The sequence below is a fragment of the Bradyrhizobium sp. SZCCHNS3002 genome (assembly GCF_032377435.1).
Lineage (GTDB): Bacteria > Pseudomonadota > Alphaproteobacteria > Rhizobiales > Xanthobacteraceae > Bradyrhizobium.
This window is the reverse complement of record NZ_JAUHHY010000016.1, coordinates 91,356-104,261: the sequence shown is the minus strand read 5'-3', so window position 1 is coordinate 104,261 and position 12,906 is coordinate 91,356. Positions and strand designations below refer to the sequence as shown.

9 protein-coding genes are annotated in these 12,906 nt (G+C 66.6%); 5 read left to right on the top strand and 4 right to left on the bottom strand.

The genetic code is table 11. The features are described from left to right. Window positions 1-31: 31 nt before the first annotated feature. Window positions 32-1,888 (bottom strand): ABC transporter ATP-binding protein/permease, encoded by a 1,857-nt coding sequence (locus QW845_RS28180; RefSeq protein ID WP_315804768.1) that lies wholly within the window; start codon window positions 1,886-1,888, stop codon window positions 32-34. 222 nt (window positions 1,889-2,110) lie between these two features. On the opposite strand from QW845_RS28180, the gene rpmE reads away from it, so the two are divergent. Further along, window positions 2,111-2,338: a 50S ribosomal protein L31 gene (gene rpmE / locus QW845_RS28175; RefSeq protein WP_012046762.1), complete on the top strand. Its 228-nt coding sequence runs from the start codon at window positions 2,111-2,113 to the stop codon at window positions 2,336-2,338. Between the two features lie 158 nt (window positions 2,339-2,496). On the opposite strand, the gene QW845_RS28170 is transcribed toward rpmE, so the two are convergent. Both QW845_RS28170 and QW845_RS28165 read right to left on the bottom strand, forming a co-directional pair. Then, the gene (locus QW845_RS28170) at window positions 2,497-3,009 is read right to left on the bottom strand and encodes a DUF1465 family protein (protein ID WP_315804767.1); all 513 of its coding nucleotides are present in this window, start codon (window positions 3,007-3,009) and stop codon (window positions 2,497-2,499) included. 614 nt (window positions 3,010-3,623) lie between these two features. After that, window positions 3,624-3,815, bottom strand: a complete 192-nt coding sequence (locus QW845_RS28165) for a DUF1192 domain-containing protein (protein WP_315713892.1) — start codon at window positions 3,813-3,815, stop codon at window positions 3,624-3,626. Window positions 3,816-3,901: 86 nt separating this feature from the next. On the opposite strand from QW845_RS28165, the gene QW845_RS28160 reads away from it, so the two are divergent. Both QW845_RS28160 and QW845_RS28155 read left to right on the top strand, forming a co-directional pair. Next, complete coding sequence (locus QW845_RS28160; protein WP_315804766.1) at window positions 3,902-4,900, top strand: NAD(P)H-quinone oxidoreductase; 999 nt, start codon at window positions 3,902-3,904, stop codon at window positions 4,898-4,900. Between the two features lie 169 nt (window positions 4,901-5,069). Next, complete coding sequence (locus QW845_RS28155; RefSeq protein WP_315804765.1) at window positions 5,070-7,949, top strand: EAL domain-containing protein; 2,880 nt, start codon at window positions 5,070-5,072, stop codon at window positions 7,947-7,949. 164 nt (window positions 7,950-8,113) lie between these two features. On the opposite strand, the gene QW845_RS28150 is transcribed toward QW845_RS28155, so the two are convergent. Then, window positions 8,114-8,593: a MarR family winged helix-turn-helix transcriptional regulator gene (locus QW845_RS28150; RefSeq protein WP_315804764.1), complete on the bottom strand. Its 480-nt coding sequence runs from the start codon at window positions 8,591-8,593 to the stop codon at window positions 8,114-8,116. Between the two features lie 300 nt (window positions 8,594-8,893). Here QW845_RS28150 and QW845_RS28145 point away from each other — a divergent pair, with 300 nt between their 5' ends. Further along, window positions 8,894-10,750, top strand: a complete 1,857-nt coding sequence (locus QW845_RS28145; protein ID WP_315804763.1) for a feruloyl-CoA synthase — start codon at window positions 8,894-8,896, stop codon at window positions 10,748-10,750. A gap of 165 nt (window positions 10,751-10,915) precedes the next feature. Next, the gene (locus QW845_RS28140) at window positions 10,916-12,901 is read left to right on the top strand and encodes a cache domain-containing protein (RefSeq protein WP_315804762.1); all 1,986 of its coding nucleotides are present in this window, start codon (window positions 10,916-10,918) and stop codon (window positions 12,899-12,901) included. Window positions 12,902-12,906: the final 5 nt, after the last annotated feature.

Here is a 12,906-nt window from a genome sequence, read left to right as displayed (position 1 = left end):
GTGTTGCCGCTCATCCACGGTGTTGCCGAAACTACACGCCCTCGAACTGCAACCGCGCCAGCCGCGCATAGAGGCCGTTGGCCGCAACCAGCGACGTGTGCGTGCCCTGCTCGACGATGCGGCCGCGGTCCATGACCAGGATGCGGTCGCAGGACAGCACCGTCGCGAGGCGATGCGCGATCACCAGGGTGGTACGGTCCTTCATCAGCCCCTCGAGCGCGGTCTGCACCAGCGTCTCGCTCTCGGCGTCGAGCGCCGAGGTCGCCTCGTCGAGCAGCAGCAGCGGCGCATCGCGCAGGATGGCGCGCGCGATGGCGATGCGCTGGCGCTGACCGCCGGACAGCGTGACGCCGCGCTCGCCCAGCGCCGCGTCGAAGCCGTTCGGCAGGCGGCGGATGAATTCGCTGGCATGAGCGAGATCGGCGGCACGCTCGACCTCGGCGTCGGTCGCCTCGGGCCGGCCGAAGCGGATGTTCTCGCGCGCGCTTGTCGCGAACACCACGGATTCCTGCGGCACCAGCGCGATGCGCTCGCGCATCTTGCGCGGGTCGGCCGCGCGTACCGGCACACCGTCGAACGAGATCGAGCCGGAGGCCGGATCGTAGAAGCGCAGCAGAAGATGGAACAGCGTGCTCTTGCCGGCGCCGGAGGGGCCGACGATCGCGACCTTCTCGCCGGCGCTGATCGCAAACGAGACGTCATCGAGGACGCGGACGTCGGGGCGGCTCGGATAGGCGAAGCTGACGTGGTCGAAGCCGAGGTCGCCGCGCGCCGGCTCCGGCATCGGGCGCGGCTGCGCGGGCGCCGTGATCTCCGGCTGCACATGCAACAGCTCGAACAGCCGCTCGGCCGCGCCGGACGCCGCCGACACTTCGCCCCAGACCTCCGAGAGCTGGCCGAGACCGGCGGCGGCAAAGGCCGCGTAGAGCACGAACTGACCGAGCCGGCCGGCGCTGATCGCGCCGGTCAACACGTCGTGCGAGCCGACCCAGAGGATCGCGACCACGCTGGAGAAGACGATGAAGATGATGATCGCGGTGAGCACGCCGCGCGCCTGGGTCGAGACCCGCGCCGCCTCGTAGGCCTGCTCGACCTCGCCGCCGAAACGCGCCGCGGCGAGCTTCTCGCTGGTATAGGCCTGCACCGTCCTGATCGAACCGATCAGCTCGGACGCATAGGCCGAGGCGTCGGCGAGCGTGTCCTGGGCGTTGCGCGACAGCCGCCGGACCCAGCGCCCGAACGCCACCAGCGGCAGCACGATCAGCGGGATCGCCAGCAGCACGAAGCCGGACAGCTTCGGGCTCGTGATCACCATCATCGCGGTGGCGCCGATGAACAGCAGCAGATTGCGCAGCGCGATGGACACGGAGGCGCCCGCCGCCGATTTGATCTGGGTGGTGTCGGCGGTGAGCCGCGACACCAGCTCGCCGGAGCGGGCGGAATCGAAGAAGGACGGCGACAGCGACATCAGATGCGCGAACACGTCGCGCCGGAGATCGGCGACGATGCGCTCGCCGATCGTCATGACGAGGTAGTAGCGGGCCGCGCTTGCCAGCGCGAGCACCGCCACGACGGCGATCATGACGCTGAAATAGCTGTTGATCAGCTCGATGCCCTTCGGCGTGAAGCCGAAATCGATCATGCGGCGGACCGCGATCGGCACCAGCAGCGTGGTCAGGGCCGCGACCGTGAGCGCGATCAGCGCCAGGAGGGCGCGGCCGCGATAGCGCAGGACATAGGGAGACAGCGCCAGCAGCGGGCGCAGCTTCGAGCGCCGCACAGGGGTTGCCGGCTCGGCCAATGCCTCGACGGCCGCAACGGCATCTCCGACCGGATCCTGCCCCGTGGCAGCGCCCTGCCGTTCGTCAAGCCGTTCCACTGCGCTCATGAGCCACCTGAGAATTCTTCCAAATGCGATCTGCCGTCCTGATAGGCCCGCCGGACCGGGCTTGGCAAATCCGGAAACGTACCAAGGTGTTCAACCGCGACCTTGGCTTGTTTTGGGCAGAACCTTGGGCTATAGAGCCCGCCAATTGTCCCCCTTCAGTGACGACGGGATCAGGCGCGGCCGCGCCGCATCATGTCTTCGCATCGTGCCGCAGGATCAGCCATGAAAGCCGACATTCACCCGAATTATCATACGATTACGGTCGTGATGACCGATGGCACCGAGTACCAGACCCGCTCGACCTGGGGCAAAGAGGGCGACAAGCTCAACCTCGACATCGACCCCAAGTCGCACCCGGCCTGGACCGGCGGCACCCAGCAGATCATGGATCGCGGCGGCCGTGTCTCGCGCTTCCAGAAGAAGTTCCAGGGCTTCCTCAAGAAGGATTGATCCTTCCTGGGCCCTCGGCACCGGCCATCCTGGCCTGCGCCGATGGACAGCTCACAGCAAAACGCCCCCGGACACGGGGGCGTTTTTGTTTCTGGGCTGGACGCAACGAGACCTCCGGGTGAGGCGAGCGGCCCGGCAGGGCCGCCCGATGCCGCGGCCTACTGCTCGAACGCGGCCTTCAGCCGATTGAGATGCGGGACCAGCGGATTGCCGATCGCGCTCTGGTCCGGCGGCGGGGAATGAATGGTCGAGTCGAGCCGGCGGACCCGCACCTGAAGGCTCATCGAGCGCGAGATCAGGCTCTGCAGCTGCTGCGGCAGCTTCTCCAGCAGATCATCCGGCCCGGGATCTGCGGCGGTCAGCTTGACCTTGGTCTTCTCGCGGTTGGCCTGGCTCAGGGTCATCTCGCCCTCCTTCACCGCGCGGTGCAGGAGCAGCCAGGACGCCAGCTGCATCAGGCGGGTGGTGAGACGCATGCTCTCGGTCGCGTAGGTCAGGCTGACGGCGCGGTCGAGCGCCTTGGCCTCGTTGCGGCCGTCGCCATCGAGATAGGCGGCGGTCTCCTCGACCAGATCCATGCCTTCCCGGAACAGCGCGCCGAATGCAGCAGAATTGGTGAGCCGCTCGTTGAACTGAACCAGAGCGCCATCGCTCAGCAAACGGTCCGACATGGTTAACGCCTCTTAAACGCGACTGTTTACGCAACCCGGCAACGGCGCCGGTATGATGAACAAATCATTGCGCGGCCGGTTTCGAGAGTCCAGCAGCAACGCCTTTTATGGTTTCCACGGCGTGGGCCATGCCGTGCCCTCGTACCACTTGCGACTGCAACACGGCCGTTTCAGGCCGAGTCGCACGATCAGCTCAACTAGCAACCATGATCACGGCAATAGTTTGCAGTGGTCGAACCAGGATCGTCACGCCTGCCGCGGCGCACAGGATTTTCGCGCGTGACCGGCTGGCGACCGAAGACCGGCACGGGCGCAATGAGCAGGTACGACAATCGTTCCACGATCGCCCGCCTGCGGATGGACGAGCGCGCCACGGGCGACCGCCCGGTTCGCCCGGCTCGGCGAGCGCGCAAAAAAAGAGCCGCCGTTTCCGGCGGCTTTGAAGTTGATAACAGGGAGGCGTCAAACAGAGTGGACAGGAGCCACTCGGTGTCCAAACGAGGACGGTTCCGGTTGTAAACGCGAAAGCTTAATCAACCGTAAATGGCGAAAATTTTTCAATCTTCGTTAGCCATGTCGGCCACTGGCCGACCGTGTTTCCACGGCCGCGAGGCTCACGACTTGAAGATGCTGGCGGCGGCATCACGCGAGGCGCGCTTTTTCGCCACCGCCTGCTCGATGCGCTCGATCTCGGCGCGGAGCAGCGCCACCCGGCTGGTCAGCTCCTCGACCGACAGCATCGACAGATCCTGCCCGATCTCGTGCGAAACGGCCTTGCGCGGCCGGTCGTCGTCCTCGTTGGCCATCTCACCCTCCTCCCGGTTGCCAGCCATGCCCCGGCTGGCTTAAGCACGCGGCAGCATCGCTTTCAGCCCTCGCCGAAGGATTTCTCATGGAACAGCTGCCCGCGCAAATGACCGTGGTCGCCATCAGCCAGCCGGGCGGACCCGAGGTGCTCAAGCCGGAAACCCGGCCCCTCCCCAAGCCGGGCCCCGGCGAGATCCTGATCAAGGTGAAGGCCGCTGGCGTTAACCGTCCCGACGTCGCCCAGCGCTCCGGCAGCTACCCGCCGCCGCCCGGCGCCAGCGACCTGCCCGGGCTGGAAGTGGCCGGGGAGGTCGTGGCGCTCGGCGAGGGCGCGGTCCGGCACAAGCTCGGCGACACCGTGATGTCCCTGGTCGCCGGCGGCGGCTATGCGCAATATTGCATCGCACAAGACGCGCAGGCGATGGCGGTCCCCTCCTCACTCTCCATTCTGGAGGCCGGCGCCCTGCCCGAGACCCTGATGACGGTCTGGCACAACGTATTCGAGCGCGGCGGTCTGAAGGCGGGTGAGACCCTGCTGATCCATGGCGGCTCTTCGGGCATCGGCACCATGGCGATCCAGCTCGCCACGGCATTCGGCGCCAAGGTGCTGGTCACCGTCGGCTCGCAGGACAAGGCCGACGCCTGCGTCAAGCTCGGCGCCATCAGAGCCATCAACTACAAGACGGAGGACTTCGTCGCCGTGGTCAAGGAGGCGACTGGCGGCAAGGGTGCCGACGTCATCCTGGACATGGTCGGCGGCGACTACATCGAGCGCAACTACGACGCCGCGGCGATCGATGGCCGTATCGTCCAGATCGCCTTCCTCGCCAGCCCCAAGGCGTCAGTCAATTTCGTCAAGCTGATGGTGAAGCGCCTGACCCATACCGGATCCACGCTGCGCCCGCGCAGCAACGCCGACAAGGCGGCGATGGTGGCGGCGATCGAGGCCAAGGTGATGCCGTTCCTGCGCGAGGGCCGCATCAAGCCGCTGATGGACTCGACCTTTCCCCTCGTGGACGCCGCGAAAGCGCATGCACGCATGGAGACCAGCCAACATATTGGCAAAATTGTGTTGGAAATCTAGGCGCAGTCTAAACAGAGCGTGTTTGGAAACTCTTTGATTCTCCTCGCTTTCGTGCCAATGATCGCGCACATCTGAACCGTGCCTGGAACGGCTCCAATTAGCCCGGCGACGACCTCTTTCGATTTGGCTTGTTTCGCTTTGGATTGGTGTCGAACGCGGAGATTTGACATTGCGTCTGATCAGGTGCCTCGCGTCGTTGGCGGCGCTGGGCCTCGTGATGTGTGGTGCCGCTGCCCCCGCTCAGGCCGTTGACGCCGTCAGCGTTCGCAGCGACGCGCCTGCGATCGACCTCACGGGCATCCTCGATCATCAGCGCAGCGAGAACGACCGCATCCAGGTCTCGACCGCGCCCGGCACCGACGGCATCGTCCGCCGCATCGAGGTGCGGGCCCGCGAGGGCGGCCAGAACTGGATCGTGTTCGCGCTGGCCAACAACACCGACGACCAGCTCGACCGCCTGATCGTGGCACCGCACTACCGCGTGGTCGGCTCCGGCGTGTTGTGGCCCGATCTCGGCCTGTCGCGCATCGCCACCATCACGCCCTCGGTCGGCGACCTGCCGGAGCGGCAGGAGAGCCCGACCGCCGACGTCTTCCGCGTCACCCTCGATCCCGGCTCGGTCGTCACCTTCGTGGCCGAGCTGCGCACCGACAAGCTGCCGCAGCTCTATCTGTGGGAGCCCGAGGCCTACAAGGACAAGGTCAACTCGTTCACGCTGTACCAGGGCATCGTGATCGGCATCTCCGGACTTCTCGCCCTCGTTCTCACGATCCTGTTCGTGGTCAAGGGCAGCATCATGTTTCCGGCGGCCGCGGCGCTGGCCTGGGCGGTGCTGGTCTATATCGGCGTCGATTTCGGCTTCTGGGGCAAGGTCCTGGACATGTCGAACAATGCCGAGCGCGTCTGGCGCGCGGCCGGCGAGGCGATCCTCGCCGCGACCCTGCTGGTGTTCCTGTTCGCCTATCTCAACCTGTCGCGATGGCACGTTCGCTACTCGCACATCACGCTGGGCTGGCTGTTCTTCTTAGGGTCCCTGGTCGCGGTGGCGCTGTTCGACCCGGCGGTGGCCTCGGGCATCGCGCGCATGTCGCTGCTCCTGATCGCCGTGCTCGGCTTTGCGCTGATCGTCTATCTCTCCAGCCACGGCTTCGACCGCGCGGTGCTGCTGATCCCGACCTGGTTCCTGCTCACGGTGTGGGTCGCCGCCGCCGGCATGACGGTCGCGGGCCAGGTCACCAACGACATCGTCGGTCCGGCCCTGCTCGGCGGCCTGGTGCTGATCGTGATGCTGATCGGCTTCACGGTGATGCAGCACGCCTTCGCCGGCGGCGGCGCCACCACCGGCATCGTCTCCGACGTCGAACGCCGCGCGCTGGCGCTGGCCGGCTCCGGCGACCTGATCTGGGACTGGGACGTCTCCGCCGACAAGGTGTTCACCAGCCCGGAGACCGAGAGCCTGCTCGGCCTCAAGCGCGGCACGCTCGAAGGCCCGGCCGCCAAATGGCTCGAGGTGCTGCATCCCCTCGATCAGGACCGCTTCCGCGCCGCGCTCGACAGTGTCCTCGACCAGCGCCGCGGCCGCCTGGTGCAGGACTTCCGATTGCGCACCCCCGACGGCCATTTCATGTGGTTCGCGCTGAAGGCGCGGCCCGTGGTCGGCTCGGACGGCGAGGTCTCGCGCGTCGTCGGCACCTTGACGGACGTGACCGAGTTCAAGAATGCCGAGGAGCGCCTGCTCCACGACAGCGTGCACGACAACCTGACCGGCCTGCCCAACCGCAAGCTGTTCATCGATCGTCTTGCCGCCGTCGCCAATTTCGCCAAATCGATGCCGGCCATGCGGCCGACCCTGATGGTGATCGATCTCGACCGCTTCAAGCAGGTCAACGACTCCGTCGGCATCGCGGTCGGCGATTCCATCCTGTTGACCCTGGCGCGGCGGCTGTCGCGCATCCTCAAGCCCCAGGACACGCTGGCGCGGCTGGCCGGCGATCAGTTCGGCCTGATCCTCTTGTCGGAGCAGGACCCCGCCCGCATCACCGCGTTCGCCGAGACCATCCGCAAGACCATCCGCGCGCCGATCGCCTTCAACGAGCGCGAGATCTTCCTGACCGCCTCGATCGGGCTCGCGCTGTCCGACCCGCAGACGCAGCTCTCGGAGGACATCATCAAGGATGCCGAGCTTGCGATGTATCACTCCAAGCGCATCGGCGGCGACCGCATCGACGTCTACAAGCCGGCGATGCGCGCGCGCAAGAACGACCGCCTGACCCTGGAGAGCGAGCTGCGCCGCTCGATCGAGCGCCAGGAGATCACGATCCTGTACCAGCCGATCGTGCGGCTGGAGGATCGCTCGGTCGCCGGCTTCGAGGCGCTCGCGCGCTGGGATCACCCCAAACTCGGCCGGATGTCGCCGATCGAGTTCATCACCATCGCCGAGGAGATCGGCCTGATCGTCGATCTCGGCACCTTCGTGCTCGACCAGACCGCGCGGCAGCTCTCGGTGTGGCAGCGCGCAACGCGGCTGCGCGAGCCGATCTTCGCCAGCGTCAACGTCTCCTCGCGCCAGCTGCTCCGCCACGACCTGATCCACGACATCCGCTCGGTGCTGGCGCGCTCGTCGGTGGCACGCGGCTCGCTCAAGATCGAGCTGACGGAATCGCTCGTGATGGAAAACCCCGAGCACGCCGCGCAGATGCTGGCGCGCATCCGCGAGCTCGGCGTCGGCCTGTCGATCGACGATTTCGGCACCGGCCATTCGTCGCTGGCCTATCTGCAGCGCTTCCCGTTCGATACCTTGAAGATCGATCAGTCGTTCGTGCGCACCACGGCGCGCGGCACCCGTCCCGTGATCCTCAAATCGATCATCGCGCTGGCGCACGACCTCGGCATGGACGTGGTGGCCGAAGGCGCGGAGACCGACTCCGATGCCGTCGAGCTCTACCAGCTCGGCTGCGAATACGCCCAGGGCTACGCCTTCGGCGAGCCGATGGATGCCGATGCCGCGATGCGGCTGCTGACCGAAGAGCGGCTGGAAGCGGCGAGCTGAGGGCCGCAATGCATCCATGATGGCAACAGCCTCAGGATGCATCTTTCCTTTTGCCTCGTTTGAGGTAGAGTTACCACGGTACCGCGTAAAGGGTGCCGTGTGAGTGATGACCAATGCGTGCTTGCGGGGCAGAAGGCTCGCGACCTGGCCCGTTCGCGACGAGCCTAGTCCGTCTCGAACTGCGACAGCGCCGTGAGCGCGCGGCGATAATTGTCGGCACCGAGCCGGCATGCCACCCGCTTCTCGTGCGCCGCGACCAGGGCATTGGCCTTCTTCAGGATCAGGCGGCCACGCGGCGTCAGGCCGAGCGCATGGGCCCTGCGGTCGTGCTCGGAGCGTTCGCGCACGATCAGACCGGCCTGCTGCAGGTCGTCGAGCAGCGCGACCATGCGCGCGCGCTCGATGCCCAGCGCGCCGGCGATCGCGATCTGCGCGGCGCCGGGATTGGCGGCGATCGTCTCCAGGATCGAATAGAGGATGACGTCAAGTTCGACCGCCGCAAGCGCGGCGTTGACGTCGCGGAAGATCCAGTGCTGCAGACGGCGGACGAAATAGCCGAGATGGTTCTCGAGCTCACCGAGACCGATCCCGGACTCCCGGCTGGTTGCGTCTCGCTGCGCTCCGGCGCTCGCGCTCTTGGGCATGCTGGCTCGCTGACATGAAGCATCCCTGCCTAGACCGATGCCGTCGCCAGGGCAAGCCGCCCCGATTGGTCACATCCACAATAATTGCAAAGTACAACCATTCTGTTAGTCTCGCGCTCAACGACTACACCATGGGAGGGAAACGCATGCCGTCAAAGACGACGACGGCTGCCTGCATTGCGACCGCAATGCGGCGGCAGATGGCACCCGATCGCGGCGCCTGCCGCGCGGCATCCTCCCTCCCCGCCTCCTCCCGCATTGCGGCTTCCGCGATCACGTCCCGCAGCCCGGAGACACGCCATGGCTGATGCAGAACGCCGCGCCTCCGAGCCTGCGATGTTCGCCGAGCCGTCGATCGAGGCTGTCAGGCGCGACGACGGCACGATCATCCTGCGCTCGCGCACGCCGCTGCAGCCGGCCGCGCGCTGCACCGGCGAATGGCTGGAGCATTGGGGCCGCCATTTCCCGGATCGCACGTTCCTGGCCGAACGCCGTGGCGACAACTGGACCTGGCTCACCTACGGCGAAACATTGATGCAGGTCCGCGCCGCCGCGGCCTGGATGCTCGCCCAGGGCCTGGGTCCCGAGCATCCGCTCGCGATCCTCTCCGACAACAGCATTGCGCACGCCGTGCTGGCGCTCGCCGCGCAACATGTCGGTGTCCCCGTCTGCGCGATCTCGCCGGCCTATTCGCTGATGTCGACGGATCACGAGAAGCTGCGTGCGATGATCCGTCTGCTCGATCCAGGCGCCATCTTCGTCGCGCAGCGCGAGCCGTTCGCGCGCGCGCTCGCCGCCATCGACGGCCTGCACCGGGCAACGATCATCGCCGGCGATGGCGATGGAACGAGCGCGGTGCCGCTGCAGACCCTGCTCGCGACGAAGCCAGGCGCCGAGGTCGACCGCGCCTTTGCCGCCGTCACGCCGGACACGGTGGCCAAGCTGCTGTTCACCTCGGGCTCGACCGGGCAGCCGAAAGCGGTGATCAACACGCACCGGATGCTGACCATGAGCCAGCAGGCCAAGGCGCAGCTCTGGACGTTCCTGCGCGAGGTCGAGGGCGGCCCCGTCATCGTCGACTGGCTGCCATGGAGCCACACCTTCGGCGCCAACCACAATTTCAACCTGGTGCTGAGCCACGGCGGGTCGATCTACATCGACGGCGGCAAGCCGGCGCCCGGCCTGTTCGAGACGTCGCTCGCCAATCTGCGCAGCCTGGTGCCGACGATCTATTTCAACGTCCCGCGCGGCTTCGACATGCTGGTCGCCGCACTCAGGGCCGATGACGATCTGCGCCGCAGATTTTTCTCCGGCGTCAGGTGCATCCTCTATGCGGCCGCGGCCTTGCCGCAAAATCTGTGGGATGCGCTCAACGAGATGAGCCGCGCCACGATCGGCCGTCCTGCGCCGCTGGTGTCGGCGTGGGGCGCCACCGAGACATCGCCGCTCGCGACCGACTGCCACTTCTTCGCCGAGCGCGCCGGCAACATCGGCGTGCCCATCCCCGGCACAGAGCTCAAGCTGGTGCCGACCGGCGAGAAGCTGGAGGTCCGCGTGCGCGGGCCGAACGTGATGCCCGGCTATTGGAAGGCGCCCGAGATCACGACCGCGGCTTTCGACGAGGAGGGCTTCTACAGGATCGGCGACGCGGTGAAGCTCGCAGATCCCGAGCATCCGGAGCGCGGCCTGTTCTTCGACGGCCGCATCACCGAGGATTTCAAGCTCAGCTCCGGGACATGGGTGAACGTCGGCGCGCTACGCGTCGCCGGCATCGCGGCGCTGGCACCGTTGGCGCAGGATATCGTGATCGCCGGCCACGGCACCGACGAGGTGCACTTTCTCATCGTGCCCAACATCGCGGCCTGCCGCGGCGTCACGGGGCTGACCGAGACGACGCCAGCCAGCGACGTTCTGGCGCATCCATCGGTGCGCACCGCCATCGCGCGAGGATTGGCCAGGCTTCGCACTGACGCGGTCGGCTCGTCGCGCTATGCGAGCCGTGCGCTGTTGATGGCGGAGCCGCCCTTGCTCGATGCCGGCGAGATCACCGACAAGGGCTATATCAACCAGCGCGCGGTGCTCAGCCGCCGCGCCGATCTGGTCGCACGACTGAAGGATGAAACCGCGACCGAGCTGATCAGGCCCGACATGTCCTGATCCGGAACTACACGACTACTCGACTCACTCACAAAATGTCGCACGTATAATTACGGAAACGCCTCGCGAATACGGCAATTAGCTACCAGTCACACTTAACCGGGCATCAACTGCGAATCCTTAAAATGGCTTGCATCTAGCTCCCTCATTTGTCCGGACCGCCCCATGGCCAAGCCGCGTTTCTCTCTCGCCCTCCGCATCTACGCGATCATCGGCCTGTCATTCTGTGGACTGGTCGGGCTCGCCGCAACGCAGAGCCAGAACCTCGAGACCGCTCTCAAGGATCAGCGGCAGAGCGAGCTGAGCCATCTGGCACAGACGGCAGTCAGCATCGCCCGCGAGGAATATGACGCGATCGCGCGCGACAAGGTGGCGCCCGAGGTCGCGCAGAAGAAGGCGGCCGAGCGAATCGGCAAGCTGCGCTACGGCAGCGGCGACTATTTCTGGATCAACGACATGGGTCCGAAGATGGTCATGCATCCGATCAAGCCGGAGCTGAATGGCCAGAACCTCGCTGACAACAAGGACCCGACCGGCAAGCGGCTGTTCGTCGAAATGGTCGATGTCGTCAAGCGTCAGGGCGCCGGCGTCGTCGACTACATGTGGCCGAAGCCCGGCAAGGATGCGCCGCAGCCGAAGATGTCCTATGTCGCCGGCTTCGAGCCCTGGGGCTGGATCATCGGCACCGGTGTCTATGTCGACGATCTCGAAGCCCAGATGTGGGAGAGCAAGCGCAGCGTGTTCATTGCCGCCATGCTGGTGATGCTGATCATCGGATCGATCACGCTGATCATCGCGCGGCGGATGTCATCGGCGCTGGCCGCGATGAGCGGCGCGCTGACCGAGCTCGGCAACGGAAACTTCGACATCAAGCTGCCGGGTCAGAACCGCAGCGACGAACTCGGCGACATGGCGCGCTCGATCGAGCAGTTCAGGCAGAAGACCGAAGAGAAGGCGCGGCAGACCGCGATGCTCGAAGACGAGCAGCGCCAGGTCGCCGAACGCATCAAGACCAGGGCGCTGCAGGAGATGGCCGAAGCCGTCGAGCAGGCCGCCAGCAACGCGGTCGGCGAGGTCGCGCAGGGCACCGGCCACATGGCCGACAATGCCAAGTCGATGACCGACAGTGCGCTGACGCTGGAGCGCAACTCGAGCAGCGTTGCGGCGGCGGCCGAGCAGGCTCTCGCCACCACCCAGACGGTCGCCAAGGCGTCCGCCCAGCTCGCCGCCTCGATCTCGCAGATCTCCAGCCAGGTCAGCTCGTCGCGCGAGCTCACGCGCAAGGCCGTCGCCGCCTCGTCCGATGCCCAGGCCACCATCGCGAAGCTGTCGGAGGCCGCCGACAAGGTCGGCGCCGTGACCAGTCTGATCAGCGAGATCGCCGGCCAGACCAATCTGCTGGCGCTGAACGCCACCATCGAGGCCGCCCGGGCCGGCGATGCCGGCCGTGGCTTTGCGGTCGTCGCCTCCGAGGTCAAATCGCTCGCCGAGCAGACCGCCAAGGCGACCAGCGAGATCGCGCAGCAGATTGCCGAGATTCAGGACTCGACGCGCGCCTCGGTGACCTCGATCGGGGCGATCGGCGAAGTCATCCGCAACGTCGAAGCCGTATCCTCCGGCATTGCCGATGCGATCCAGGCGCAGAACGGTGTGACCATCGAGATTTCGCGCACGGTCGAAGAGACGTCCGCCGCCGCGCGCGAGGTCGCGAGCCAGATCGCCGAGGTCTCGCGCGAGGCCAGCGAGGCCGGCCGGCGCTCGACCGACATCCGCGACGGCTCGACCGTTGTCGCCGACAAGGTACAGCGACTGCGCACCGAGCTGGTGCGGGTGATCCGGACCTCGACGGCCGACGTCGATCGCCGGCTGTCGACGCGGCTCAACATCAATCGCCCGGGCACGCTGCAGGTGAACGGCGAAGCGATCCCCGTCACCGTGCGCAACCTCTCGCTCGGCGGCGCCCTGCTCGAAGCCGTTCCGGTTCGTCTGACGATGAACACGTCGGTGACGCTTGCCATCACCGGCATGGTGTCCGATCTGCCGGGGACCGTGACCCGCGTCGGCGACCGCACCGCGCTGGTGCAGTTCGCACTGAACCCGGAGCAATCGGCGCGGCTGACGGCGCTGGTCTCGGACCGTCAGGCGGCGTAGCGCGC